The following is a 26,998-nucleotide window of genomic DNA, read 5'->3' as shown; positions in this document are numbered from 1 at the left end:
GATGTAAAGGGAGGTGTACCGAAATGGCAGATTGTATTTTTTGTAAAATTGCAAACAAGGAAATTCCTTCCACTGTTGTATATGAGGATGACCAGGTCATTGCTTTTAAGGATTTGGAGCCTCAGGCACCAGTACATGTGCTTGTTATCCCTAAAAAGCATGTTGCTAGTATTGCAGCCTTAAAGTCTGAGGACAAGGAGCTGGCAGGCCACATTCTCTGTGAGGTTATTCCTAAGATTGCAAAGGAACAGGGCGTTACAGATAGTGGCTTCCGCGTAGTTGCCAATACTGGCGCAGAAGGCGGCCAGACCGTCAACCACTTGCATTTCCACCTGTTAGGTGGTCGTTCCATGCAGTGGCCTCCAGGTTGACATACACCATTGGCCATGGGGGATTAATTCCCATGAAATATTGACATGGCTAAAATCTTTGTGTATAATAGTCAGGTGTAGTTATGAAATACACTCCCAAGTCAATTGGAGGGGGGAAAAATAGATGGCAAACGAAATTAAAGTTGGTAAGAACGAGAGCATTGACAGCGCACTCCGCCGCTTTAAGCGCATGAGCCAGAAAGCTGGTACCATCGCTGAGGTTAGAAAGCGTGAGCATTATGAGAAGCCAAGTGTTCGCCGTAAGAAGAAGTCTGAGGCAGCTCGTAAGCGCAAGTTTAGAGCTTAATTATTAAAGCTTAATATGAGATTAAAGGCTATAGTCGTCCCGTTTCCATGGGATGGTTATAGCCTTTTCTAATGATTAAAATTTAATTATAAATGTTTAAAAAATAAATTATAAAAGCTCATCACTCATTAAACTTGTGTTAAATAAGGGCTTTACGTATTGCGGTTACTTTTTTGCGTGTTATTCTTTGGGTAAGAATAATGAAAAATGGAAAAAGGGTGATGGATATGAAAAAGAAGCTGGCAGTAGCTATTGCTTTGGCTTTAGGATTGAATCTGGGAGCAGGGCAGATAGTACAGAATGAGTTTACCGCCAATATGGGACTAAACAGCAAAGCGGAGGCCTTTAATATTTTCAGCCTCTTTGCTCCGTCCAAGAAGGAAATTCAGAATTCCTACAAAAAGATGATTTCTTATTACATGGCAGGCTTTGAACTGAGCAGCCGGGCGGCTGCAGTTTCCCACGAGCTGCTCAATGATTATGGAGTAGAGGCGGAGCTGGTAAATGTAAACGGCATAAATGCTTCCACCGCTGGCTATGATTCCTCGGTGGATATGGTCATGCAGAAGGGCAATTCCGGCAAGACCGTGAAAATGCCTGAAATAGATGCCAATAGGTTCTTTAATATGATACCTGCTGAGGATGCCCGTCTGGCAGAGGCCAAGAGGCTGGTTATGCTAAAGGATGAATGCTTTGCCCGTGGAAGGGACGAAGGAACTTTCCTTGCGGCACAGGCCTTACTTTGTGGTGGTGATCAGACCAGAAATATAGCTATGCTTATAGGCAGTGCTATGCTCCTGAATGAGTGGAAGGACAGTGTGGACAGCTCCACAGGAGTAAATTATCAGAACTTTGAGAATTCCCTTCGGGCCATGAATAAAGTGGAAGTGGACAAAAGGAAAATAAAAGAAGCCGCTGATCGCCTGCGGAAGGGATAAATACTGGGAGAAATATATGCAGTATGGAAAAGTAATATGGGCTAAGTTTATTGAACGGCCTAATCGTTTTGTAGCCAAGGTTGAAATAAATGGTACGTTGGAAACGGTGCATGTAAAAAATACGGGCAGGTGCAAGGAGCTTCTCCTGCCCGGAGTGGATGTGGTGCTTTCAGAGGCAGACAACCCTAATCGCAAAACCCGTTATGATTTAATAGCTGTGGAGAAAGCAGGATTGGGCCTTATAAACATAGATAGTCAGGCTCCTAATAAGGTTATGGCAGAATGGCTGGCTACTCAGGGCTTTGACTATATAAAGCCGGAGTACACCTATGGTGCTTCCAGAATAGACTTTTACATGGAGTGCCAAGGGCAAAAGTATTTACTTGAGGTAAAGGGATGTACTCTTGAAAGAGATGGCATAGGATTTTTCCCCGATGCCCCTACAGAGCGTGGGGTGAAGCACATACATGAGCTTATTAAGGCAAAAAAGGAAGGGTATTGGGCCGGAATTGCCTTTGTGGTGCAAATGCCTAAGGTCAGTGAGGTCCGTCCAAATATTGAAACCCATCCCGCCTTTGGGGAAGCCATGGAGCAGGCAAGGGCTGTAGGAGTACAGATTTTAACCCTGGGCTGCACGATAAAGCCTGATTCTTTGACAGTGGATAAAAAACGAATAAGTGGAAGTTTTTAATTTTTTTCTAATTAGCCTCTAATTGCCCTGTAGGGCAAAGGGGCTATATTTATTGTAAGGAAGTTGATGATGCTAACTAATGGGGGATGAAATATGAGGCGGGCACTGGGTATATTTTTCATATTGGTAGTTATGGTGGTACTTCCAATGAGGATTGTATTTGCTGAAAAACCGGTGGTTTATATTCAGCCAGCCCTGACATACGAAAATTCCATCAATAAGATAAATATTGATGAGGATACCCGCCGGCAGGTGGAGCGGATAATTGGGGAAAGGCTAAAGCAAATCGCTGATGCAGGGGATTTGCCCTATGAGGTCAGAGTGGCTACGGCGGATTCCTATCATAGCACCAATGAGCATATTACAGACAGTGATAAGATATTTCTTTACCCTACCATAATGGTCAGCACTTCTATAGATACAGTTAATAATAATTCACTGGAAACGGCATACACTTCAACTGTTATTGCAGGGATTTCGCTAATGTTCTGTATGCCAGAGGAAAATTTGGATATAACTAGGGTAACTGAAGACGGAAATCCGGTGAGCTTGAGGCTTTTGGGGCTAGTGCCTATGGTGGAGGCTGAAACTATAGGTCTTTCCAGATATAATCCAAGCAATGACAGATGGCAGAATATTCACAATGCTCCCATAAGCGAATGGGAAAAGACGGGAAAGTTTATTTCCCTGGTGCGACAGATGATGAAGGATCATATCAGCTTTTCCAATCTAATTGGCAATCTTAGAGATGACAAGGCAAAGCTGGGTATGGATACATATCAGGTGACAGATGTTGATATGTCCTCGGAGATGGCCAAGGAGCTATTTACAGGAAAAGAAGCTGAGGATTTAAAATTTCTGGTGGGCTACTGTTTCACATCGGCTTATCAGAAAAAGACCAAAAGGGTAATGTACCCACCGGCAGTTGGGGGGCAGGATCTGGTTAACAGCATGATAAATGGAGCCTACAAGCTAAGCCTTGACAGTGCCAATGGTAAGGTGGATGTACATATGAGTAATCCTGGACATTCTATACGGTTGGATATATCCGGGTTGGCCAGTGAAGTAGTGGATTCAGGGAATAACGTATACACGACTTTGCATAAGGTGTGGTTGACAAAGAGTCCAGTGGAGGGTAAGGAAAAACGGGAGCTGAGTCGATTGCATGAGAGAACTGTTAAGCTGCCACCGGGCACCAGCACCGATTCCGATGATAATCAGATTTATGCCGCGTTGCTTTTGGGACTGGCTCAGGAGTTGGGCGGGCAGGATAAATAGTATGTATTGAAATAACGAGGGAAATGATAGTGGGCAGGAAAAGGATGATGGGAATATGATTAAATGTATAAAGAAAAAATGGATTATTCCTATAATGGCCTTTGGAGCATTCCTGCTTGGCAGCGGATTAATTAATCAGCAAATTTGCTCTGCAGAAATTGTAGAGGGAGTAGCCCTATTTAACGGGGACGCCCAGAAGGCCAGGGAAATGGCTCTGAGAGATGCCATGAGAACCCTTTTGGAATCCAAGGTGGGCATGTATATCCGCAGCAATAGCGAGGTGGATATGGGAGTATTGGTTGTAGACAAAATAATAGCCCGTTCCACTGGATATGTTCGTATTAATAAGGTGATATCAGAAAGCATTGAGGGTGACGTTTATGTGGTAAGGGCAGATTTGGATGCCGATGATACCAACATTGAAACAAAATATAAGGATGATGTGGCCAAGGCCATGGCGGCAGCATTGGAGCCCAGGGTGGCAAATGTGGCTGTGGTGGATTACGGTATAGATGGAAGTATAAGACGGGATGAACGGGCTGTGAACATTGTAGGTCAGTACCTCAGTGACATGGGAATCCAGATGGTGGAAAATGAAGGGGTGTCCCAGCTGTTATCCCACAGCCTTAACCCTTATCCTTCGGATCTTAGACGAATTGCCAGAAATGATGGTGATAATGAAGCAAACTCCGTTTTGGCGGGTTCCTTGAGAGATGTAAATGTTAATCGTGATAGTAGTGGCTATTACAAGGGCGTTGTGGAAGCAAGCTTCTCTCTTGTGGGGATTCAAAACGGATATGCCAATAGTTTTATGGAACAGTTTGTGGGGCTTGGCAAGACAGCAGATGAGGCCCTGTTTGCAGCCAGAAGGGAAGCAGCAGCCGCTGCTACGGAGCATTTGGCAAGAGCAGCTCTGAAGACCATGCAGTTTGAAAATCGTGGTGGCGTAAATAACCTTAATACCACAGTGGAAATTCACGGATTGTGGGATAGGGCAAACCAAAGCGCATTTTTTAACAGCTTATTGGAGGGAGCCAGGTGCCGAATTACCAGAGCCGGCTTTTCTGCAAATGGTGCTTACAAGGTGAAGGTTATTGCTCAGGGCTGGGAAAATCTTTATGAGCTGTCACAGGAAATAGTAAGTGCAGCAGCCAGTAATGGATTATCTCTTGTGCCTTTGGAAAGCACCACAAAAATTATTCTTCAGGTTCAGTAAGTTTTAATGATGTATCATGATTGCCGTGGAAGGAGGAGGGGCACCATGAACAGACGCTACATAAAAATGAAATGGCAAATATTATTTATTTTCTTATTGATATCCTTGCTTTGCGGTATAGTTACCCATGGGGACGTCGAGGCATCACCTTTGGATGTGGTGAAGATAAGTGGTAGCGCTCCGGCAGGTATGGTTAATAAAGCCGTGGAGGATGCCAAAAAAAGAGCCGTTTTCAAGGTGCTATCCCATGAAACTAGGGCGGAAGGGGATCCCACCAGTATATTTTCACAGATGATAGAGCGATATGGCGATTACGTCAGCGACTGCAAGGTACTGAGCAGGGACACCAGTAACTCCCAAATGATGGTTATTGCTGAGGTTACTGTAAATCATTCCAAGCTAAACAAAGATTTTCAGGAATATGTTGGAAATAAACAGGTAGCAAATGATGCTATGACAGCCAGTATATTAATGAGGGCCGTGAATACTTCAGATAATCAGGGCTTTAGTGATAGCCTTCATGAAGCCTTTAATCACAGATTTAGCAATTCGGGATTTCAGACAGAGGTGGAAGATGACGATATAAAAGTTGTGAGGTCTTTATCTGATGCAGAATCCTATGGCAAATATCTTGGTTCTGTAAAAAGTCTGATAGATAATAACTCGATTATGGCAAACTTTGCTATTATCGGTGAGGCCAGTATTGATAAGCTGGTAGCCGCTCCTGCAGGAACAGGCTATATTGCAAAATCATCAGTGAAGGTTCAGGCCTATGATTGTATGAGAAAAACAGTTTTGAATGGATTTTATGAAACCTATGAAATTCTCGCCAATACCCCTCAGGAAGCGGAAAGACTGGCCATGGAAAAGGCAGGGCTGGATGCGGCAGAGGATATTGCCAATGGCACATTGAAATATTGGCGTACACATAAATAAAAGGTTTAAATAAGTGGTCATAAAAATAGTACATATAAATAAAAAATTGGGAGGAATTTTTATGAAAAAGGTATTTTCGGTAATTGTTGCTTTGGCAATGATGCTCATGGGTTGTACAGCTTTTGCGGCAACTGACATCACAGATGGGGTTATCAAGGTTGAGGGCGTGGGTGCCCTGCAAAATCCTAATCCAGCGGCAGGCTACAGAGCCGCCAAAATGGATGCTATGCGCAATGCACTGGAGGAGGCTCAGGGTGTATATATCGATTCCGAGACCACTGTCCGGGACAGTGTTATGGCCAGCGATGTAATCAAAACCCGTATCAATGGTATGATTAAGGGCGCCAAGGTAGTCCAGAGGTATAAGGATGCTGATGGCTATCATGTAGTTATTGAGTTCCCTGTTCATGGTGCCCAGTCCCTGGCAGCAGCTGTAATGCCGGCAACTGCCACTACTCCGGCTCCGCTTCCAGCAGCCACTACATTTGTACCAGAGATTCCAGTAAGCACCGGCCCATACACTGGTCTTATCGTTGACTGCACCGGTCTTGGCCTTGAAACAGCTATGGCTCCTGGTGTATTTACTGCAGATCATCAGCTGGTATACGGTCAGGCCAACTTCAGCTATGATCAGGTTGTAAACAAGGGCTATGTGGGCTATGCCAGAAGCATCAACAGTGGTGTATCCAGAGCCGGTTCCAATCCACTCATCGTCAGAGCCCAGTCTGTACAGGGCTTTGTAAATCCAGTGGTATCCGCTGCAGATGCAGCCAAAATTTTAAGCGAAAACCAGATTACCGGTTTCCTGAGCCAGGGTAACGTGGTATTTGTGAAATAAAGGAATGTAATCTGCAACAAACGAAAAAAATGGAGGCTATCGTGTTGTGAGCCTCCATTTTTATTTTTTATTACTATGTGATTGGCAGCAGGTCAATTACCAAGGATTATACCGCCATGAATAAAAATAGGCGTTCCGTTGGCAGCAGTCCAGGTGGGAACCTTTGTTGACAGCTTATAAGGGGTATCTAACATGTAGGCAGTAACAAGGATGGCACTGTCCTTGATTTTTTGAAAGATTTTGCTGTCCAGTTCTACTTTATAAACCGCAAAGCTATGGACGTCAATGGAAGAAGATGTCAGTGCCTGTGTAAAGACCATGTTATCGGACCACTGCCAGAGCTTTTCCCCGTTTTTATCAGTAATAACAAAATCATAAAGCTGTCCGTCCCGATGGCTCATACTGTAAGGCAAATCACCACTGTTGGTAACCTTGAGCTCCATAAAAAGTGTTCCGTTACGTTTTTCAACGGTAAGCTCCTGAATAATATTATCAAATTGGATGGCGGCGTAGTTACAATTAGTATTTGGAACACTGGATCCGGAGCCAGACACAGGGAAGGTGATACCGATTCCCGTACCAAAGCCAGCATTAGCTATGCTGGGGATACAAATGGTAATTGCCACTACAAGGGTCAATAAAAATTTATACATAATGCATCACCTCGTGGAATATATTTTTACAACATTTTACAAAATTTTACGGTTTTAGTGAAGGAGGTTGCAGATTAAAAAATGTGATGAAATATGATGTGGTGTAAGATTTCAAAAAACTTCATATTATGGTATACTTCTATAAGTAACCTACTAAAGGGGCTGTGGATACAGCTCCTTTGTTTTTACTAGTAAAATTATAGAAGAATCGAATATGAATAATTAAGCGGTGATATAAATGAAAGAAATTGTTAAAAAAGTCCATATTTGGATGGACAAATACGTTAAAACCTTCTATGAAGACGATGAGGAGGTTATGCTGGGCATAAAAACCAAGGAACTGCATACCGGCTATGTAACCTCCTACTCAAGAGAGTTGGCCCGGCATTTGCAGCTTGATGAACATGACGTGCTGCTGGCAGAGCTGGTGGGACTGTTTCATGATGTGGGGAGGTTCCGTCAATGGAAGCTGTATCGCACCTTTTCTGATGCCTTGTCAGAGGACCATGCCAACCTTGGATTAAAGGTTATTCAGGAACTGCCATTTTTTCAGGAGCTTGCTGATGAAGACAGGGATATTCTTCTCTTTGCCATTGACAATCACAACAAGAAGAATATAGCTACCCCGCCTTCCAAGCGGCATCTGCTTTTTGCCAGAATTATCCGTGATGCGGACAAGCTGGATATTTTCAGGGTGCTGGAGCCTTATCTTACGGGAAAGAAAATCCAGACCTTTTCCAAGATTCAGTTTGAGGATGAAAAGATGCTCTTTGCCCCGGGCTTTATTGATAAATTCGTCCGCGGGGAACAGGTGGATTACAATGAAATCCGCACCAATAATGATCGCATTTTGGTACGGCTTATGTGGGCCTATGACATAAATTTTGCCTGGACCATGATCCGCATTAGGGAAAAGGGCTATCTGCCACGGGTTATGGAGCATTTGCCTCAGATTGAAAAGGTCAAGGAGGGCTATGCCAAGCTAAACAGATATGTGGAGGAAAAATGCAATTCCTCAGATTTGGACATGCTGGACTAAGACGTTTCCTTAAAATCATCGTGCCAGTACCTTGGTTTTATGATATACTTAAAGTTACTGATGGCCAAAGGGTCATCCCAGACCTATTTATGGGGGTAAAAGAAAGAAGGAGCGATTGATTATATGGCTGAGAACACTTCTGTTGTTTCCAACTTTATACAGAATGAAATAAATGATGATTTAAAGAATGGATATTACCCTGAAGGGGTTCATACCCGTTTTCCACCGGAGCCAAATGGGTACCTTCATATTGGCCATGCCAAGTCCATATGCCTGAACTTTGGTCTTGCCAAGAATAATGGCGGCATTTGCAATCTTCGTTTTGATGATACCAATCCTGTAAAAGAGGATGTTGAATATGTAGACTCCATTCAGGAGGATATTAAATGGCTGGGCTTCAGCTGGGATGACAGAATGTTTTTTGCTTCTGATTATTTCGGCAAGCTCTATGATTATGCCGTGGAGCTTATCAAGAAGGGTTTGGCTTATGTTGATGATCTTACCGCTGAGGAAATCCGTTCCTATCGTGGAACCCTTACTGAGCCAGGCAAGGAAAGTCCTTACCGCAATCGCAGTGTGGAGGAAAATCTGGAGCTTTTCCAGAAAATGAAGGCCGGTGAGTTTGGCGATGGTGAGAAGGTGCTTCGTGCCAAGATTGATATGTCAGCGCCTAATATTGTAATGCGTGATCCGGTTATTTATCGTATTGCCCATGTTTCCCATCATCGTACCGGGGATGAGTGGTGCATTTATCCAATGTACGACTTTGCGCACCCTCTTTCCGATGCTATTGAGGAAATAACCCATTCCGTATGTACATTGGAATTTGAGGATCACAGACCATTCTACGACTGGCTTTTGGAGGCATTGGGCTTCAAGGTTGGTGCCCGTCCTCGTCAGATTGAGTTTGCCCGTTTAAATCTTACTAATACTGTAACCTCCAAGCGCAAGCTGCGTCAGCTGGTGGAGGAGGGCTATGTGTCCGGTTGGGATGACCCTCGTATGCCTACTATTTCTGGCCTGCGTCGTCGTGGCTACACTCCTAATTCTCTCCGCACCTTCTGTGAGGAAATTGGTGTGGCCAAGGCCAACAGCCTGGTGGATGTAGCTATGCTGGAGCACTGTGTCCGTGATGATTTAAATAAGAATGCTGACCGTATTATGGCAGTTCTTCACCCATTGAAGGTGGTTATTACCAACTATCCTGAGGGACAGAAGGAATTTATGGTGGCTGACAATAATCCTAATACCTCTGCTCATCGTTATGTACCATTCTCCCGGGAACTGTACATTGAGCAGGAGGATTTCATGGAGGATGCACCAAAGAAGTTCTTCCGCTTAAAGCCAGAGGGAGAGGTTCGCTTAAAGCACGGTTATATAATTAAGTGTGAGGAAGTTATTAAGGATGAGGCAGGCAATGTGGTGGAGCTTCACTGCACCTATGACCCTGAGTCCAAGACTGGTGGCGCTACGGCTAACCGCAAGGTGAAGGGCACCATTCATTGGGTATCTGCAGAGGATGCCATTGAGGCTGAGGTTCGCCTTTATGACTACCTTATTGAAACTGATGAAAATGGCGAAGTACCAGCAGATTTTCTGGCAGCTGTAAACAAGCAGTCCTTGGAGGTTGTGGAGCATGCTCTTATTGAGCCAAGTGCCAGCTTTACTGCTGTGGGAACCCATTACCAGTTCCTGCGCACTGGTTATTTCGTTGTTGACAAGGATACCACCTCTGAAAAGCTGGTATTTAACCGTGTAGTTGGTCTGAAGGACAGCTGGGCCAAGGCCAAGAAGGGCTAAGTAGAACTAGGAAGGGATAAGACTATGGGAAAGATACCAAAGGGATTATCTGATAAGGATATGCTGGATGGTTACGTTGAAGAGGTAACCATGGAAGCACAGTTTATGGCGGCGGAGGCTGCTGAGGACAAAAAGCGCCGTGAAAAGATTTTCGGCACCGGAAAGAATAGTCTTTCCATGTCCGGTCTTGATGACGAAACCCTGGAAAAGCTGGGACGAAAGCTCCTGGAATTAAAAATGGAGCTTTTCCGCGAGGGCATCAAGAATTATACCCTTAAGGTAAAACGCGAGGATTGGGACATCGTTATCACCCCGGTGGTAAGGGGCCAGTCCATGAAGAAAAAATAAATTTTTGTAAAAATAAAGAATTAAAAATATGGGGGGCTTCACTGTGGAGAAATACATGCCACAAAAGATTGAAAAGAAATGGCAGAAAAAATGGCTTGAGTCCAATGTTTATAAGACGGAAATGGACCCTAAAAAACCAAAATACTATACTCTGGAGATGTTCCCATATCCATCCGGAAATCTTCATATGGGTCATGTTCGTAACTATTCCATTGGTGATGTGCTTGCCCGTTACAAGACCATGGAGGGATTTAATGTAATTCATCCAATGGGCTTTGATGCCTTTGGTATGCCTGCGGAAAATGCTGCTATCAAGCATGGTGTAAAGCCAGCAGATTGGACCTATTCCAACATGGACAACATGAAGCGTCAGCAGCGTGAAATGGGCCTGTCCTATGATTGGGACCGTGAGGTGGCTACCTGTCGTCCAGATTATTACAAGTGGACCCAGTGGCTCTTTGAGTTGTTCTACAAGCGTGGTCTGGCATACAAGAAAAAGGCCTATGTAAACTGGTGCGACACCTGCGGCACTGTATTGGCCAATGAGCAGGTTATTGATGGTCTGTGCTGGCGCTGTGATAACGAAGTAGTAAAGAAGGATTTGTCCCAGTGGTTCTTTAAGATTACTGACTATGCAGATGTGCTGCTGAAGGATTTGGATTTACTAAAGGGCTGGCCAGAGCGTGTTAAAATCATGCAGGACAACTGGATTGGCCGTAGTGAAGGCTTGGAGCTGAATTTTGAGGTTCCAGAGCTCAATGAGACCCTGTCCGTATACACCACCCGTCCTGATACCGCCTATGGTATTACCTTTGTGGCATTGGCTGTTGAGCATCCAATGGTGGAGACTATCTGCAAGGCAAAGCCAGAAAAGGCAGATGAAATCCGTGCCTTCGTGAAGAAGGTTCAGAGCCAGTCTGATATTGAACGTACCTCCTCCGAGTCCGAGAAGGAAGGCGTTGGCACTGGTGTATATATGATTAACCCATTTAACGGCAACAAGGCTGAGATTTGGGTAACCAACTATGTATTGGCAGATTATGGTACCGGTGCAGTTATGGGTGTTCCTTCCGAGGATCAGCGTGACTGGATGTTTGCCCAGAAGTACAACTTAGATGTAATTGTTACCCTGCAGCCAAAGGGCGTTGAGCTGAAGGTTGAGGAAATGACTGAGGCTTACACCGACAAGGATGGTATCCTTTGTAATTCCGGCGAATTCGATGGCCAGGATATTAAGACTGCCAGCAAGGGAATTATGGATAAGGCTGAGAGAGAGGGCTTTGGTAAGCGTCGCGTAAATTATCGCCTCCGTGATTGGCTGATTTCCCGTCAGCGTTATTGGGGTGCTCCAATTCCTGTTATTTACTGTGATGATTGCGGTGAGCAGTTGGTTCCTGAGGAGCAGCTTCCTGTAATGCTGCCAGAAAATGTAAACTTTGAGGCAGGCTCCGTATCTCCATTGGCACAGTGTGAGGAATTTGTGAACTGCACCTGTCCAAAGTGCGGCAAGCCAGCCAAGCGTGAAACTGATACTATGGATACCTTTATTTGTTCCTCCTGGTATTATCTCCGCTACACAGATCCTAAGAATGACAAGAAGCCATTTGATACCGACAAGGTGAATTATTGGGCTCCTGTTGACCAGTATATCGGTGGTATTGAGCATGCTATTCTTCATCTGCTTTATTCCCGCTTCGTAACTAAGGTTCTTCGTGATGAGGGACTGGTGGACTTTGCGGAGCCATTCAGTAATCTCCTTACCCAGGGCATGGTTCTGAAGGACGGCAGCAAAATGTCCAAATCCAAGGGCAATGTTGTTTCACCTGAGGAAATCATTGGAGAATATGGTGCAGATACGGCCCGTCTCTTTATTATGTTTGCGGCTCCAGTGGAGCGTGATCTTGACTGGAGTGACGAGGGCGTCGCTGGTTCATTCCGCTTCCTGAACCGCGTATGGCGTATTGTCAGCCAGTTTGAGGATAAGATTAAGTCTGCTGGTGACGAATATGACAAGAAGGTTCTCACGGATGCTGAGAAGGAGCTGCGTCGCGTTCTTCATGTTACTATCAAGAAGGTTACAGAGGACATTCGTGACCGTTTCATGTTCAATACAGCCATCAGCTCTATTATGGAGCTGGTTAATGAGTTCTATAAGTTCCAGAATGATGAAAATGTGAATGCTGGTCTTGTTCGTGAGGTTTCCTTGAATCTCCTCAAGATGCTGGCTCCATTTGCTCCACACATGACAGAGGAGCTGTGGTCTGAGCTTATTGGTGAGGACAGCAGTGTTCATGCCCAGAAGTGGCCTGTATGTGACGAGGCTGCCACCGTTAAGTCTGAGGTGGAGATCGTTCTCCAGATTAACGGCAAGGTTCGTGACCGCATTATGATTGCCACTGGCATCAGCCGTGAAGAAATGGAGGAGGCTGCCAAAAACAACAGTCGTGTTCAGGAGCTTACCGAGGGCAAAAATATTGTAAAGATGATTTGCGTTCCTGATAAACTTGTAAACGTAGTTGTAAAGTAATGAGTAATACCTGAAAATATTGATAAATGGGCTCTGCCAAAGATGTGTATTTTTGGCAGGGCCTTTTGTTTTTGTGGGGAATATCCATATAGGAAAGATTTTTAGTATAAGTGTCCATATAAGGTGGATTTTTCTTGACATAAATGTCTCGTACCACTAGAATATGTTTCTAGGTGGTGTACCACCTTGGTTTTATATTCTAAATATAAGGAGTTTATTTTTTATGGTAACAGCATTCAGAAAATGGCAGAGCATTAGCTTGATTCTGCGTATTGTATGTGGTCTGGTTGTGGGTATTCTTTTAGCCCTTGCGATGCCGGACAATGGTGTGGTTCCGATTTTTGGTAACCTATTTGTAGGCCTGTTGAAGGGAATTGCCCCTATATTGGTATTCATTCTGGTAATTAGTGCCTTGGCCAATGCCTCCGGTGATATCGGTGGCCGTTTTAAGACAGTAATGTTCCTTTATGTTACCGGTACATTATTGGCTGCAGCGGCAGCAGTTTGCTTCAGCTTTGCCATGCCTGTTGGAATGGTTCTCACTGATGCAGCAACCAACACTCCACCAGGTGGTATCGGGGAGGTTATCAAGACCATTCTCACCAACATGGTGGCCAACCCTGTGGCTGCTCTTATGAATGCGAACTATGTAGGTATTCTCTGTTGGGCTATAATTTTTGGTATGGGCTTCAAGAAGCTGGCATCTGAGGGCACCAGAGAAATGGTGGCAGAATTTGCTGCTGTGGTTTCCCGTGCCGTAACCTGGATTATTCAGCTGGCTCCATTCGGTATTATGGGTCTGGTTTACTCCGCAGTATCTGAAAATGGTATGTCTATCTTCGTGGACTATGGTATGCTGCTGGTGGTTCTGGTAGGTACCATGTTCCTTATGACCTTCATTGTTAATCCATTGATCGTTTTCATGTTCCTCAAGAAGAATCCATTTTCCTTGACCTGGAAGTGCCTCCGCACCTCCGGCGTAACTGCTTTCTTCACCAGAAGCTCTGCAGCCAATATTCCGGTTAATATGGAGCTTTGCAAGGAGCTGGGATTGGATGAGGATTTCTATTCCGTATCTGTTCCTCTTGGCGCTACAATTAACATGGAAGGCGCAGCCATTACCATTACCGTTATGACTTTGGCTGTGGCTCACACCTTGGGCATTCAGGTAGATATTCCTACTGCCATTATTCTTTCCGTTTTGGCAACTGTAGGTGCCTGCGGTGCTTCCGGCGTTGCCGGCGGTTCCCTGCTTCTGATTCCTATGGCCTGCTCCCTCTTCGGTATTTCCAATGATATTGCCATGCAGGCTGTTGGTGTAGGCTTCATTATCGGCGTAATTCAGGATTCCTGTGAAACTGCCCTTAATTCTTCCACTGATGCTCTATTTGCAGCAACTGCGGAATTTAAGGAACGCCTTGATCGTGGCGAGGAAGTAAACATGAATTTCTAATATACGAATTCGCTTGAAATTTTATAAGAAAAAGAAGGATTTTCTATCTTGGCGGTAGAAAATCCTTTTTGATTGGAAAAATATTTTCGAAAGTAAAATGTTATTAAGAATGAAATGAATTATTAAATATATTCGGGTAGGACAGGAGAGGTCATCATGAGTGTTTCAAGTGCAAGTTCTGTGTGGCTGAGCAGACCAGAAGCCTTTAGCAATCCTCAGGAATTCAAGATTTTTTCCGGTGGGGATGATACGGTTAGTTATCTGTTAAACCAGTATATGGATGCAGTGATTTACTTCACTTACGACAATGATGTTATGAGGCTGGAGCTTACAAACGACAAATATGAAGAAAATATTCTTCCCCAAGCTTCCCTTGACAGGGTAGGAGTTGAGGGAAAGTGGCAGTTTTCTGATGATGAGGAAAAGCAGAAATTCAACAGACTGTTAAAACGTGCGGAGAGAAGTAAAAACCATGAAACTGAGGGAATATGGTTCCGCTCCTTTTCTCAGTGTTGCGGCTATCAGGAATGCTGTTTAATCTTCCAGCTTCGCATGGTTGCCAAGCATGACAATGAAGTGCTGTACTGTGCTTTATTGTACAATGATACAGAAATGCAGCACTCCTTTAAGAGCATATCCGACAATGAAGCAAAATTCCGTATGGCAGCGGAGCAGGCCAATATATACGCATGGGAATATGATATTGCCACCCATGAAATGCGGCCTTGCACCAGATGTATGAGGGATTTGGGATTGCCGCCAGTGGTGGAAAATTATCCTGACCTTGTTTTTGAAAATGGTATTTTTCCACGGGATTACGAGGATATGTACCGCAACTGGCACGAGAGACTGGCACAGGGTGAGGCACAGATTCAAGGAGTTATCCCATTGACACCTGACAGGATCCCCTTTCATGTTCGCTATATCACGGAATTTGACAAGGATGGAAAGCCTATAAAGGCCTATGGTTCAGCTACACTTGCTGTTGACAACGAAAAGGAGTCACAGCTACGGGAAATAATTTCATCCCTTACCATGAAGTACGCTACTGTATTAAAGGTTGATTTGGATTCAGGTGAAACTGAGGTGCTTAATGTTGGGCATGATTCCTCAGTTCAGGTTCAGAATCTTTATTATGAAAACAAGACCTTCAGTTTCGAGGACATAAAAGAGGACTATTTGGAGAATTATGTTTTTGATGCCGATGTTCCTAAAATGAATGAATTGTTCTCTCTTGATTCAATAAAGAATATTTTGGAAAAGGAGCAGGATTTCACCCATAGCTATCGCATTGTTCGGAAACAGAAGACAGTATACATGCAGTGCCGTCTTTTTAGCATGTCTGATCAAAAGAGTGCCATTATCGCTATCCGCAATGTGGATGATGTGATGAAGCTGAAGATGGAAACTGAGGACAAGCTGAGGCTGGATATTCAGAATTTTAGTGATGATATGGATGTGAATAATGCGGTTATCAATAATATGGGGGATAATATGTCCGATGTGGTGTACATCCTGGAGCATATCATTGATGGTAAGGAATCACTTAACGCAGAAGATGTAGATAGCCTTCGTATGAATTTTGCCCTTATGGAGGAGCTGGCCCGGGATATTAAGAAGGCTAGTGAGCTGAAGAGTGTGAAGGAAAAAGCTGAACCTGAAACCTTTGATCTTTATGATATTTACAAATACGTGAAGGCCTTTGCCGAGCCTATAGCTGAAAAGAAAAATATTGAGCTGTATGCTGATGAGAATATCAGCTCCCTTAAGTATTCAGAAGTGGTGGGAAATATGCTCTATGTGAAGCGTATACTGTATAACGTAGTGCATAATGCGTTAAAATATAGTCCGGAGGGAACGGAAATTCATTGCTCGGCTGAGGCTAAGGCTCATGGTGGCAGGATTAACTGCAAGGTAAAAATATCTGATGAAGGAATCGGAATATCACAGGAATTCCAGAATAATATGTTCGATGCCTATACCCAGGAGAATCGCCAGGTGGACCCTTGGGCCAACGGACAGGGGCTGGGGCTTTATGTGGCCAAGCAGCTACTGGAAAAAATCGGGGGAACCATAGCTGTATATAGCGCTGTGGATCTGGGGACCATCGTTACAGTAACTATGTCCTTTGATATTGCGTGAATAATGGGGCAGGATACAGTCATAGTGTAATTGGCTGTTTCCTGTCCTTTTAGTTATTAATAATGATTTTCTTAAAAAAATAGATTTCTTCAGGGTGGCAAAATTTTAATGGATGGAGTATAATAACGAGAGTATGTTCTGTTATTGCTTGTATTTTTTAGGGAGGTAAGGAAATGGCAGAGGTCCCTAAATTAAATAATATGGATTTTGGTGAGGGAATTCCCTTTAAGGTGGTAGCTCCATTTGAGCCTATGGGTGATCAAAATCAGGCCATTGAGGATTTGGCCGGGGGTATCGAAAATGGTCAGGAGGCCCAGGTGCTGTTGGGCGCTACTGGTACCGGAAAAACCTTTACTATCGCCAAGCTCATTGAAAAGGTGCAGAAGCCTACGCTGGTTATTGCCCATAATAAGACACTGGCGGCCCAGCTGGCCAGCGAGTTTAAGACATTCTTTCCCGACAATTATGTGGGATATTTTGTCTCCTACTACGATTACTATCAGCCTGAGGCATATATAGCTTCCACTGATACCTACATAGAGAAGGATGCGTCCATAAATGATGAAATTGATGAGCTGCGCCATTCTGCCACCTGTTCTCTCTTTGAGCGGCGTGATGTCATTATTGTGGCCAGTGTGTCATGTATCTATGGCCTTGGCTCCCCTGAGAGCTATCACGAAATGGTGCTGTCCCTTCATAAGGGGCAGGAGATAGACAGAAACGATATCTTGCGCCGTTTGGTGAATATGCAGTATGACCGTAATGATGTAGTTCTGGAGCGTGGTCATTTTCGGGTGCGTGGTGATGTGGTAGAGGTTTTCCCGGCTGGATACAATAACCGCGGGGTGCGCATTGAGATGTTCGGTGACGAGATTGACCGCATTGTGGAATTTGATGTGCTGACGGGAGAAATTTTTGGCGAGCGCATTCATTCCATGGTTTTCCCGGCATCCCATTATGTAACCCCAAGGGAAGATCTGGAGATTGCCATGGGCACCATAAGGGCTGAGATGGAGGAACAGGTCAAGTTTTTCAAGGAGCACGACAAGCTCATTGAGGCTCAGCGCATTGAACAACGCACCAACTATGATTTGGAAATGATACAGGAAATGGGCTATTGCTCAGGGATTGAGAATTATTCCCGTCATCTGACTCAGCGGGCTCCCGGGGAGGCACCATATACGCTGTTGGATTATTTTCCGGAAGACTTTATGATGGTTATTGATGAGTCCCATGTTACCTTGCCACAGCTCAGGGCTATGTACGCCGGGGACCGTTCCCGAAAGGAATCCCTGGTGGATAATGGCTTTCGCCTGCCCTCTGCCTTTGATAATCGTCCATTAAGATTTGAGGAATTTGAGCAGCGAATAAATCAGATTGTTTATGTATCTGCCACTCCGGCCAAGTATGAGCTGTCAGGGGCCCAGCAGGTGGTACAGCAGATTATCCGTCCAACGGGGCTCCTTGACCCTGAGGTGGAGGTTCGTCCGCTGGAGGGCCAGATTGATGACCTTTTAGGGGAAATTAAGCTACGTGTAAAGAAGGACCAGCGGGTGCTGGTAACCACCCTTACCAAAAAGATGGCGGAAAATCTTACGGAGTATTTAAAGGAAACCGGTATCAGAGTAAGATATCTTCACTCGGATATTGCCACCTTTGAGAGAGCGGAAATTATCCATGATTTGCGTGCTGGCGAATTTGACGTGCTGGTGGGTATTAACCTTCTCCGTGAAGGATTGGATATGCCGGAGGTGTCCTTGGTGGCTATTTTGGATGCGGACAAGGAAGGCTTTCTCCGTTCGGATACATCCCTCATTCAGACCATTGGCCGTGCTGCCCGTAATGCCGAAGGCAAGGTTATTATGTATGCTGACAGAATCACTGATTCCATGAAGCGGGCCATGGATGAAACAGAACGCCGCCGGGAAATTCAGCAGGCCTATAATAAGGAGCATGGCATTGTACCAAAAACTATTATCAAGCCTGTAAAAGTACTGATTGAAACCACTTTGGTGGCTGAGGCAGCTGCTACCTATAAAACTGGTGATGGTAAGAAGAAAAAGAAGCTCACTGCCAAGAACAAGGAAGCTCTTATCAAAACCCTTACCAGAGAAATGCAGCAGGCCTCCAGGGCCCTGGAATTTGAAAAAGCGGCAGAGCTCCGTGATATGATTTGGGAGCTGGAAGGAAAAAATAAGTAAATAATAGGATATAGAAGAGGTTTTTAAATGGAAAAATATATCAGAATCAAGGGGGCGAGAGTCCACAATCTGAAAAATATAAATGTAGATATTCCCCGTGACAAAATGGTAGTTGTTACAGGGCTTTCAGGGTCAGGGAAGTCTTCCCTGGCCTTTGATACGGTGTATGCCGAGGGACAGCGCCGCTATGTGGAGTCACTGTCTTCCTATGCCCGTATGTTTTTGGGCCAGATGGATAAGCCGGATGTGGACTATATTGAGGGCCTTTCACCGGCTATTTCCATTGACCAGAAAACCACCAGCCGTAATCCCCGTTCTACAGTGGGAACCGTAACGGAAATTTATGATTACATGCGTCTACTCTTTGCAAGGGCTGGGCGGCCTCATTGTCCAAAGTGCGGCAAGCCGGTTAATCAGCAGTCCATTGATCAGATGCTGGCCCAGCTGTTGGAGCTGCCGGAGCGCACCAAGCTGCTGATAATTGCCCAGGTGGTTCGGGGCAAGAAGGGTGAGCATAAAAAGCTGCTGGAGCATATCCGCAAGGAGGGCTATATCCGTGTCCGCATTGACGGTGAAATCATGGATGCCAACGATGAAATCAATTTGGAGAAAAACAAGAAGCATACCATTGAAGTAGTGGTGGACCGTCTTGTTATCCGTGATGAAATTCGTCAGCGCTTGGCGGAGTCCATGGAGGCAGCATTAAAGCTGGGTGAGGGTGTGGCCTATGTTCAGATAGTGGACGGGGCAATGCTTATGTTCAGCCAGAATTTTGCCTGCATTGACTGCGGTATCAGCTTGCCGGAAATTGCTCCCCGCATGTTTTCCTTCAACAATCCTTTTGGTGCCTGCCCTGCTTGCAGCGGTCTTGGAAGTCATAGCGAGTTTGATATAGACTTGGTAATGCCGGATACTACTTTGAGTTTGGCTCAGGGCCTTATTGTACCTCTTACCAATAATCCAAAATCCTATACCATGTGCCAGATGAGTTCTGTTTGTGAGGCCTATGGGGCTACCCTTGATACACCTTGGGAGGATATGAAGCCTGAGCTTCAGGAGGAGCTTCTTTATGGAACAGGGGAAAAGAAATATAGCTTCGGCTATGAGAATATGTTTGGCGTGTATAAGATTCACACAGGCCCCTTTGAGGGAATAATGCCTTTGCTGGATCGTCGCTATCGGGAATCGGATTCCGATGCCATGCGGGAAGATTTGGAAAATTACATGACCATTCATAAGTGTCCTGTATGTAATGGGGCCCGTCTGAAGCCTGAGTCCCTGTCCGTAACTGTAGGGGAAAAGAATATTCAGCAGGTAACGGAAATGACAGTACGGGATTGCGCCACCTTTTTTGAAAATTTGGAGCTGACTCAGCGGGAGCAGAAAATTGCAGCCCAGATTTTAAAGGAAATTCATGCCCGCTTGGGATTTTTGGTAACTGTGGGCCTTGATTATCTTACCCTTTCCAGAGCAGCGGGAACCTTATCTGGAGGAGAGGCCCAGCGTATCCGTCTGGCCACTCAGATAGGCTCCGGCTTGGTGGGAGTGTTATATATCCTTGATGAGCCAAGTATCGGACTTCATCAGCGGGACAATGAACGCCTTCTTTCTGCGCTTAAAAATCTTCGGGATTTGGGCAATACTCTCCTTATTGTGGAGCATGACGAGGATACCATGTTTGCGGCAGACCATATTATAGATATCGGCCCAGGAGCAGGGACAAATGGTGGTACTGTGGTGGCCCAGGGGACTGCCAAGGAAATCATGGCGGTGGATGAGTCTGTAACAGGCCAGTATTTAAGCCGTAAAAAATATATTCCGGTGCCTAAGGAGAGACGGGAAGGTAATGGCCTTTTTGTGGAAGTCGTTGGGGCCAAGGAAAATAATCTAAAAAATCTTTCAGTAAAGCTGCCACTGGGGACCTTTACTGTAGTAACAGGTGTTTCCGGCTCCGGAAAGAGTACCCTTATTAATGAAATTTTATATAAGGGAATTGCCTCCAAGCTGTACCGCACCAAGGGAAAGCCAGGCCAGTTCAAGGAAATAAAAGGGCTTAAGAATATAGATAAGATTATAAATATAGACCAGTCCCCTATTGGCAGAACTCCTCGCTCCAATCCAGCCACCTATACTGGGGTCTTTGACATGATAAGGAGCCTGTTTAGCCAAACCACAGAGGCAAAGCTGCGGGGCTACAAGCCGGGGCGGTTCAGCTTCAATGTAAAGGGCGGACGCTGCGAGTCCTGTCGTGGTGACGGTATTATAAAGATAGAAATGCACTTCCTGCCTGATGTATATGTGCCTTGTGAGGTTTGCAAGGGAGCCCGTTACAATACGGAAACCCTGGAGGTTAAATATAAGGGAAAATCCATCTCCGACGTGCTGGATATGATAGTGGATGAGGCAGTGGAGTTCTTTAAGAATGTACCTCGTATTGCCAATAAGCTTCAGATAATGCAGGATGTGGGGCTAGGCTATGTGAAGCTGGGACAGGCTGCCACTACCCTTTCCGGCGGTGAGGCCCAACGTGTTAAGCTGGCCACAGAGCTATCCAAGCGTTCCACCGGCAAAACCATGTATATATTGGATGAGCCGACCACGGGACTTCATGCAGCGGATATACATAAGCTGCTGGCTATTCTACAGCGTCTGGTGGATGGTGGTGACACCGTGGTGGTTATTGAGCATAATCTTGATGTGATAAAATCCGCTGACCATATTATTGATCTTGGACCTGAAGGTGGCGACAAGGGTGGCACTATAGTAGTGGAAGGGACGCCGGAGAAGGTGGCCAAGACCAAGAAATCCTACACTGGTAAGTTCTTGAAGCCACTGCTGGAGGAAAAACACAGAGATTAAATGCAACTTTGTTTATGGACGGGGGGAATTTTTTCGCCTGCAAGAACGGAGCTGTACTGCCGGAGGCTCATCATGGACATTAGCCATTTTTATGTTGCGATGTGAGAACGGCCCTGCCGACCCCGAAGAAGCAATTACATACCGTGCATGATGATTACAGCGCAGTGATGAAGCCGAAAAAGTTTCCCCTGGCCAGACAGTATAGTTAACATGATTTGGAAAGGATGTGACAGAATGAACAACATAATAGAGGAAAAGCTGGTGCTTCTGCCACATTCTCCTGGGGTCTACATAATGAAGGACGCCAAGGGCAAAATAATCTACGTGGGCAAGGCCATCAGCCTTAAAAACCGCGTTACCCAGTATTTCCGTCATAACAGCAGTCATTCTGTCAAGGTAAAATCCATGGTATCCCGCATCGAGGATTTTGAAACCATCCTCACCGGCTCTGAGGTGGAGGCACTGATTTTGGAGTGCAATCTTATAAAGAAGCACCGTCCAAAATACAATATTAGCTTAAAGGATGACAAGAATTATCCATATTTAAAGGTTACCACCAACGAAGTATTTCCCCGTGTTCATATAACCAGACGGGTGGCACGGGACGGGGCCAAGTATTTTGGACCCTACACCAATGTTACAGCCCTTCATGAGAGCTTGCGGCTTTTGAAAAAGCTGTTCCCTTTGCGGAGCTGTCGCCATATGGATTCGGACCGTCCATGTCTGGAGCATCATATTAAAAGGTGTCTGGCTCCCTGTGCGGGAAAAATATCCCCTGAGGAATACAAGCTCATGATAGATGAGGTGTTGCTGTTTCTCGAGGGGCGCACGGAGCAGGTGGAATATAACCTTAAAAATCGTATGACGGAAGCAGCAGACAATCTGGAATTTGAACGGGCGGCCCGTCTGCGGGACCAGCTTTTGGCAGTGCAGAAGATTTCCGAAAAACAGCGCATTATTACTGGTGTGGGGGATCAAGATGCCATTGGCATGGCCCGTTCAGGTTTGGGCGTTTGTATGCAGATTTTTTACGTCCGTAGTGGTAAAATGGTAGGCAGGGATTATTTCCTCCTGGATGGCAGCGAGGAAGAAACAGATGAAGCATTGCTTATAGCCTTTTTGAAGCAGTATTACAACCAGGCCACCTTTATTCCAAGGGAAATATTGCTTCCTATGGAAGTAGAGGAGCAGGAGCTGCTGGAGCAGTGGCTGGGAGAACAGACCAAATACAAGGTGTCCCTCAATGTGCCAAAGCGGGGCACCAAGCGGGATATTGTGGAAATGGCCATTGGCAATGCAGAAAAGGCACTGGCAGATGAAAGTGCCCGCCTAAAGCAGGCCAATGCCCAGACATTGGGAGCTGTTCATGAGCTGGGGAAATATTTGGGATTGGTGAATCCACCAACCCGTATGGAATGCTTTGATATTTCCCACACCCAGGGCTCGGAAACCGTGGCCTCCATGGTGGTATTCGAGGATGGGGTGCCGAAAAAATCTGACTATCGTCGCTTTAAGATACGAAGTGCGGAAGGGAAGCCAGATGATTTCAAGTCCATGAGGGAGGTCACCATGCGCCGTTATGGCAAGGCAGATGCGGAAATGCCGGATCTGATTATCATTGACGGTGGTAAGGGACAGCTTAGCTCCGCCTGTGAAATAATCAGGGGAGCAGGCCATCTTACAGTTCCCGTGGTGGGACTTGCCAAGCGTTTTGAGGAGGTTTATCGCGAAGGGGAATCCGACCCGGTGATACTTCCACGCAGCAGTCAGGCCCTGTACCTTATTCAGCGTATCCGTGATGAGGCCCATCGCTTTGCCATTACCTACCATAGAAAGCTCCGGAATAAGCGAAATCTTGTTTCTATACTGGACAATGTGGAGGGGATTGGCCCTAAACGGAGAAAAATACTTATGGACCATTTTGGCACCATAGAAAAGATAAAGCAGGCCTCAGTGGAGGAAATGGCTGGTCTTGATGGCATGAATACCCCATCAGCGGAGGCAGTACATAATTATTTTAAGTTTCGTTAACACTAATTCCATCGCACTTGCCTTCCCCCTTGGGGAAGGGGGACCGCCTGCGACGCGAAGCTAGTCCTGTAAGGGCGGTGGATGAGGTCAACAACAAAAGGATTGATTTTATGATAGATTTACATGTTCATTCCACCGTTTCAGACGGTACCTACACTCCAAGGGATGTAGTAGATTTGGCCAAGGAGAAGGGAATGGAGGCAGTAACCCTCACCGACCACGAATCCATTGCGGGAAATGGGGAAGCAGCAGCTGAAGCCAAAAAGCTGGGGGTTAATTTTATAAACGGTATGGAAATGACTGTGGCCTATGAGGACCACAAGCTCCATATTGTGTGTCTGGGCTTTGACGAGGCAAATCCTGATTTTAAACAGCTTTATGCCAAGATTCGCCACAACAAGGAAAAGAATATGGACCAGGTGGTGGAATATATTCAGCGCAAGGGCTTGGATATTACCATGGACAAGGTAAAGAAGCATGCGGCCGTTCATTTGGATCGTTATGCCATTATGCGTACTATGGTAGCTATGAATCTGCCGTGTAAGATTCAGACTCTGTGGGATGAATATCTAAATCCTGGACTTAAGGAAGCAGGCGTATATGGTGATATTCCCGCTGAGGAAGCACTGCCGGTAATCAGAAAAGCAGGTGGCGTGACCTCTTTGGCTCATTACCATAAGGATATTGGCATGAAGGGCTGGTCCTGGGGGAAGAAGGAGGAAGCCTTGAAGGAGCTTATGTCATTCGGCCTTGACGGCATGGAGCGGTATTATCCAAATTATTCCCCTGAGGACGAGGAATTCGCAGCCCGCATGATAGAAAAGTACAATATGCTGGCCACCGGCGGCACTGACTTCCATGGAACAAATCGTCGTGGTATCGAACTGGGTACCGGACGTGAAGGCAATATGAATGTGCCATTTGAATTTTATGAAAAGATTTTGGCTCGCATAGGGCGTAAATAAAATACTAAGTTAATAAAAAGTGCAAAGAGTACAAAAACTGCGGTTGAGATGAGTAATCATTTCAACCGTATTTTTCTTGTTTGCAGTTTCCTCATACCACAAGACTGCAGGGGTCTGGAGTCTGTCAAGGATACCCAAATGTCTTGCGGGGGGGGACAATAATGCTATAATTTTCTCATATTAATAACTGTTTAAGAGATAGGAGGGCAGTGGGGGTATAGGCTGATTTATCAGCAACAAAGGGTAATTTAATCAATTGTTATGGGGGAAAGTATATGAAATTACGAAGAATTTTGGCAGGACTGTGGATTGTCCTGCTCTTGCTGGCCGGCACCTGCTACGCCGAAAATACGGAAAATCCGATTATAGCCCAAACGGAATACGGGTATATACGTATGAAGGTTCCTTATGTTCAAAAGGTTACTTATTACGGGCGCAGTTATGTTAAATGTGCCTATTCTACGCATCTTCAGCAGTATTTGCCTTATGGGATACCTATAGTAAGCGACAATGGTACAAATTATGTGTTGTTTGATACAGCTGACGATATGGTAACGTATTATAGTGTTCCTATTGACATTGATAATTGGACAATGTATAAATTCAAGTTTGTAAATATTTCTGGTGATGCACTTACGGTATACGACGCAGTAAAAAGCATGTTCCCAGCTCTGTGCAACGAGGTGGCGGCGGACAATCGGGCCTTCGATGCTGCCCATAAAAATGATTTTAACCAAGCAGAAAAGGCTGTTTCTGAAAAGGATTGGGAAACGGCATACAAACATTTGAAAAACATCTATGATGGTGGTTGTCATGATCAGGCAATTGCCCGGGATTTAGGCAAGGCATGCTGGGAATTGGGTAATTACGATGAAGCCCTGGAGTGGGAAAACAGACGTATTGAGGCTGCACCTATAGCTTCTGCGTATAACCAGAGGGCATGGCATAATTACTTATTGGGAAATTATGAACAGGCCCTTGACGATGCCAAATGGGCAGTAATGAAGGACAAGGAAGATGCCAATATTCTTGATACAAGAGGCTCTATTTATTACGCATTGGGCCAATATGATAAGGCCATGGTGGATTTTAATAAGAGCTTGGAATTAGATGACACATCGGCTCATACCTATTATTATCGTGGAAAATGTTATGAAGCGGTTGGAAAAAATAATGATGCCCAGTCTGATTATAAAAAAGCAGATAAGTATCGACCTGGAATCATTGATGATAAAGCAGATTTTGCAAAAAAGCGCAGTCAGGCGCTGGCTCGGAAACAACAAGCTCAGTACCAGAGGCGTGAAAAGTACAAGGAAGACTTAAAGAAGCTCAACGATGCTATCTATGTAACCAACAATGCCAGCAATTTCTCCAAACTGGATATCTGTGAACAAAACAGAGTGATTATCAATGTTGCGGACGCCATCAAGAATAATGAGCCAGAGGAATTCTATGAGGAAGTAATTCCACAGGCGGTACGCATAAACTACGAAAATGGCACTTACCAGCAGCAGTATGAGCAGTTGAAGGCTGAAGTAGAGGCTGAACAGGCCGCAACCATCGGCGGAGAAGCGTCTCCTCAATCATTCCCAGTTACCCTGGCCAATGAAGATATTCATGAGAAATATAAAAGTGATCTTAATGAGGAATATTCCATTTCCTACGAACCGTCGCAAAAAACCAGTTCCGTTCACGGAAAATATATACTTTTTAAGTGCCAGGACCTGCAAGACGGCAGTTTTGTTCATGGCTACGACACATGGTTGCAAGGAAATGATTTGTCGTTTGTAGAAACCAATCATCCCGAACTTTTCTATGGTGGTGGTTTTGGAGTAGAAGAATCATTTGACTATGATAGCACAGCAAATGGAACATTTACTTTTTATCTTAATCACACAAAATTTAGAATAGGATACTACGATGTTAAAATGGATGAAATTCGCACCCGTTTAGCCTTTGGTGATGATTCAAGATACTCGGGGATGCGTTCTTGCTGGGACGCAGTGGGGCGCATGCGGTATTCACTGGATGAAAACCTAGGAAAGATTATTTATGTCGACAATAGTTATAAATATCCATTTAAATATTCAGTTCGTCTCTATCCTAAAGGAATTAACGCTAAGCTGCCAACAATGTGGTATAAATTGACTAAAACAGAATGGCCTACTGAATGGACGGCTTTCACCTACGATAAGGAAAACGGTTTATTTACCATATATGATTCCACTGCTGTGGATAATGTTTTTATAAACGCTCGCATGTCGGTAAAATTCCTTGATGCAGAGCGTATGGAGTTACGCAGAAACGGTGAGGTCGAGATAACTTATGGTGACGGAATTGCCCCTTATGTAGTAGATGGAATGCGCTTGTTTTTGAAACGCATCAGTAATAAGTAAGTACAATAA

The 26,998-nt window shown here is 45.0% G+C and carries 20 protein-coding genes; 19 read left to right on the top strand and 1 reads right to left on the bottom strand.

Going from position 1 to position 26,998, the window contains the following annotated elements; translation table 11 throughout:
- Window positions 1-23 precede the first annotated feature (23 nt).
- The 8 genes from B6K08_RS03480 to B6K08_RS03445 all read left to right on the top strand — a co-directional run bounded on the left by B6K08_RS03480 (window position 24) and on the right by B6K08_RS03445 (window position 6,575).
- Window positions 24-371: a histidine triad nucleotide-binding protein gene (locus B6K08_RS03480; RefSeq protein WP_039208592.1), complete on the top strand. Its 348-nt coding sequence runs from the start codon at window positions 24-26 to the stop codon at window positions 369-371.
- Between the two features lie 124 nt (window positions 372-495).
- Window positions 496-678, top strand: a complete 183-nt coding sequence (rpsU, locus tag B6K08_RS03475) for a 30S ribosomal protein S21 (protein WP_027397292.1) — start codon at window positions 496-498, stop codon at window positions 676-678.
- 200 nt (window positions 679-878) lie between these two features.
- The gene (locus tag B6K08_RS03470) at window positions 879-1,616 is read left to right on the top strand and encodes a hypothetical protein (RefSeq protein ID WP_080325391.1); all 738 of its coding nucleotides are present in this window, start codon (window positions 879-881) and stop codon (window positions 1,614-1,616) included.
- A gap of 16 nt (window positions 1,617-1,632) precedes the next feature.
- Window positions 1,633-2,307, top strand: a complete 675-nt coding sequence (sfsA, locus tag B6K08_RS03465) for a DNA/RNA nuclease SfsA (RefSeq protein ID WP_080325390.1) — start codon at window positions 1,633-1,635, stop codon at window positions 2,305-2,307.
- Between the two features lie 93 nt (window positions 2,308-2,400).
- The gene (locus tag B6K08_RS03460) at window positions 2,401-3,585 is read left to right on the top strand and encodes a hypothetical protein (protein ID WP_080325389.1); all 1,185 of its coding nucleotides are present in this window, start codon (window positions 2,401-2,403) and stop codon (window positions 3,583-3,585) included.
- 55 nt (window positions 3,586-3,640) lie between these two features.
- Window positions 3,641-4,801: a hypothetical protein gene (locus B6K08_RS03455; RefSeq protein ID WP_080325388.1), complete on the top strand. Its 1,161-nt coding sequence runs from the start codon at window positions 3,641-3,643 to the stop codon at window positions 4,799-4,801.
- Between the two features lie 45 nt (window positions 4,802-4,846).
- Complete coding sequence (locus B6K08_RS03450) at window positions 4,847-5,737, top strand: hypothetical protein (RefSeq protein ID WP_080325387.1); 891 nt, start codon at window positions 4,847-4,849, stop codon at window positions 5,735-5,737.
- 61 nt (window positions 5,738-5,798) lie between these two features.
- Window positions 5,799-6,575, top strand: a complete 777-nt coding sequence (locus B6K08_RS03445; RefSeq protein ID WP_080325386.1) for an LPP20 family lipoprotein — start codon at window positions 5,799-5,801, stop codon at window positions 6,573-6,575.
- Between the two features lie 92 nt (window positions 6,576-6,667).
- On the opposite strand, the gene B6K08_RS03440 is transcribed toward B6K08_RS03445, so the two are convergent.
- Window positions 6,668-7,228 carry a BsuPI-related putative proteinase inhibitor gene (locus tag B6K08_RS03440; protein ID WP_080325385.1) on the bottom strand — a complete coding sequence of 187 codons (561 nt, stop codon included), beginning with the start codon at window positions 7,226-7,228 and terminating at the stop codon, window positions 6,668-6,670.
- Between the two features lie 238 nt (window positions 7,229-7,466).
- On the opposite strand from B6K08_RS03440, the gene B6K08_RS03435 reads away from it, so the two are divergent.
- The 11 genes from B6K08_RS03435 to B6K08_RS03385 all read left to right on the top strand — a co-directional run bounded on the left by B6K08_RS03435 (window position 7,467) and on the right by B6K08_RS03385 (window position 26,989).
- Window positions 7,467-8,267, top strand: coding sequence for an HD domain-containing protein (locus B6K08_RS03435; RefSeq protein WP_080325384.1), 801 nt, complete (start codon window positions 7,467-7,469; stop codon window positions 8,265-8,267).
- Window positions 8,268-8,390: 123 nt separating this feature from the next.
- Window positions 8,391-10,067 (top strand): glutamine--tRNA ligase/YqeY domain fusion protein, encoded by a 1,677-nt coding sequence (locus B6K08_RS03430; protein ID WP_080325383.1) that lies wholly within the window; start codon window positions 8,391-8,393, stop codon window positions 10,065-10,067.
- Window positions 10,068-10,091: 24 nt separating this feature from the next.
- Entirely contained in the window at window positions 10,092-10,415 is a 324-nt protein-coding gene (locus tag B6K08_RS03425) for a hypothetical protein (protein ID WP_080325382.1), read from the top strand.
- 43 nt (window positions 10,416-10,458) lie between these two features.
- Window positions 10,459-12,942 (top strand): leucine--tRNA ligase, encoded by a 2,484-nt coding sequence (leuS, locus tag B6K08_RS03420; protein WP_080325381.1) that lies wholly within the window; start codon window positions 10,459-10,461, stop codon window positions 12,940-12,942.
- A 223-nt stretch (window positions 12,943-13,165) separates the two neighbouring features.
- Window positions 13,166-14,395, top strand: a complete 1,230-nt coding sequence (gene sstT / locus B6K08_RS03415; RefSeq protein WP_080325380.1) for a serine/threonine transporter SstT — start codon at window positions 13,166-13,168, stop codon at window positions 14,393-14,395.
- 156 nt (window positions 14,396-14,551) lie between these two features.
- Complete coding sequence (locus B6K08_RS03410; RefSeq protein ID WP_080325379.1) at window positions 14,552-16,537, top strand: sensor histidine kinase; 1,986 nt, start codon at window positions 14,552-14,554, stop codon at window positions 16,535-16,537.
- Between the two features lie 173 nt (window positions 16,538-16,710).
- Complete coding sequence (gene uvrB, locus B6K08_RS03405) at window positions 16,711-18,738, top strand: excinuclease ABC subunit UvrB (RefSeq protein WP_080325378.1); 2,028 nt, start codon at window positions 16,711-16,713, stop codon at window positions 18,736-18,738.
- Between the two features lie 27 nt (window positions 18,739-18,765).
- Entirely contained in the window at window positions 18,766-21,597 is a 2,832-nt protein-coding gene (gene uvrA, locus B6K08_RS03400; protein ID WP_080325377.1) for an excinuclease ABC subunit UvrA, read from the top strand.
- A gap of 234 nt (window positions 21,598-21,831) precedes the next feature.
- A complete protein-coding gene (uvrC, locus tag B6K08_RS03395; protein ID WP_080325376.1) occupies window positions 21,832-23,628 on the top strand; it encodes an excinuclease ABC subunit UvrC in 1,797 nt (598 codons plus the stop codon).
- A 110-nt stretch (window positions 23,629-23,738) separates the two neighbouring features.
- Entirely contained in the window at window positions 23,739-24,593 is an 855-nt protein-coding gene (locus B6K08_RS03390) for a PHP domain-containing protein (protein WP_080325375.1), read from the top strand.
- Window positions 24,594-24,868: 275 nt separating this feature from the next.
- Window positions 24,869-26,989: a tetratricopeptide repeat protein gene (locus B6K08_RS03385; RefSeq protein WP_080325374.1), complete on the top strand. Its 2,121-nt coding sequence runs from the start codon at window positions 24,869-24,871 to the stop codon at window positions 26,987-26,989.
- The last annotated feature ends 9 nt before the right edge of the window (window positions 26,990-26,998 follow it).

The sequence above is a fragment of the Anaerovibrio lipolyticus DSM 3074 genome, from assembly GCF_900141865.1.
In the GTDB taxonomy this organism is placed as follows: Bacteria; Bacillota; Negativicutes; order Selenomonadales; family Selenomonadaceae; genus Anaerovibrio; species Anaerovibrio lipolyticus.
This window is presented reverse-complemented; position numbering and strand designations above follow the sequence as displayed.

Bases quoted from the DNA above. Each gene is read 5' to 3' on its own strand.
- B6K08_RS03410 (WP_080325379.1), top strand. From the start codon at position 14,552: ATGAGTGTTTCAAGTGCAAGTTCTGTGTGGCTGAGCAGACCAGAAGCC.
- B6K08_RS03385 (WP_080325374.1), top strand. From the start codon at position 24,869: ATGAAATTACGAAGAATTTTGGCAGGACTGTGGATTGTCCTGCTCTTG.
- sfsA (WP_080325390.1), top strand. From the start codon at position 1,633: ATGCAGTATGGAAAAGTAATATGGGCTAAGTTTATTGAACGGCCTAAT.
- uvrC (WP_080325376.1), top strand. From the start codon at position 21,832: ATGAACAACATAATAGAGGAAAAGCTGGTGCTTCTGCCACATTCTCCT.
- B6K08_RS03440 (WP_080325385.1), bottom strand. From the start codon at position 7,228: ATGTATAAATTTTTATTGACCCTTGTAGTGGCAATTACCATTTGTATC.
- rpsU (WP_027397292.1), top strand. From the start codon at position 496: ATGGCAAACGAAATTAAAGTTGGTAAGAACGAGAGCATTGACAGCGCA.
- B6K08_RS03430 (WP_080325383.1), top strand. From the start codon at position 8,391: ATGGCTGAGAACACTTCTGTTGTTTCCAACTTTATACAGAATGAAATA.
- uvrB (WP_080325378.1), top strand. From the start codon at position 16,711: ATGGCAGAGGTCCCTAAATTAAATAATATGGATTTTGGTGAGGGAATT.
- B6K08_RS03470 (WP_080325391.1), top strand. From the start codon at position 879: ATGAAAAATGGAAAAAGGGTGATGGATATGAAAAAGAAGCTGGCAGTA.
- B6K08_RS03425 (WP_080325382.1), top strand. From the start codon at position 10,092: ATGGGAAAGATACCAAAGGGATTATCTGATAAGGATATGCTGGATGGT.
- uvrA (WP_080325377.1), top strand. From the start codon at position 18,766: ATGGAAAAATATATCAGAATCAAGGGGGCGAGAGTCCACAATCTGAAA.
- B6K08_RS03460 (WP_080325389.1), top strand. From the start codon at position 2,401: ATGAGGCGGGCACTGGGTATATTTTTCATATTGGTAGTTATGGTGGTA.
- B6K08_RS03435 (WP_080325384.1), top strand. From the start codon at position 7,467: ATGAAAGAAATTGTTAAAAAAGTCCATATTTGGATGGACAAATACGTT.
- B6K08_RS03390 (WP_080325375.1), top strand. From the start codon at position 23,739: ATGATAGATTTACATGTTCATTCCACCGTTTCAGACGGTACCTACACT.
- B6K08_RS03445 (WP_080325386.1), top strand. From the start codon at position 5,799: ATGAAAAAGGTATTTTCGGTAATTGTTGCTTTGGCAATGATGCTCATG.
- B6K08_RS03450 (WP_080325387.1), top strand. From the start codon at position 4,847: ATGAACAGACGCTACATAAAAATGAAATGGCAAATATTATTTATTTTC.
- sstT (WP_080325380.1), top strand. From the start codon at position 13,166: ATGGTAACAGCATTCAGAAAATGGCAGAGCATTAGCTTGATTCTGCGT.
- B6K08_RS03480 (WP_039208592.1), top strand. From the start codon at position 24: ATGGCAGATTGTATTTTTTGTAAAATTGCAAACAAGGAAATTCCTTCC.
- B6K08_RS03455 (WP_080325388.1), top strand. From the start codon at position 3,641: ATGATTAAATGTATAAAGAAAAAATGGATTATTCCTATAATGGCCTTT.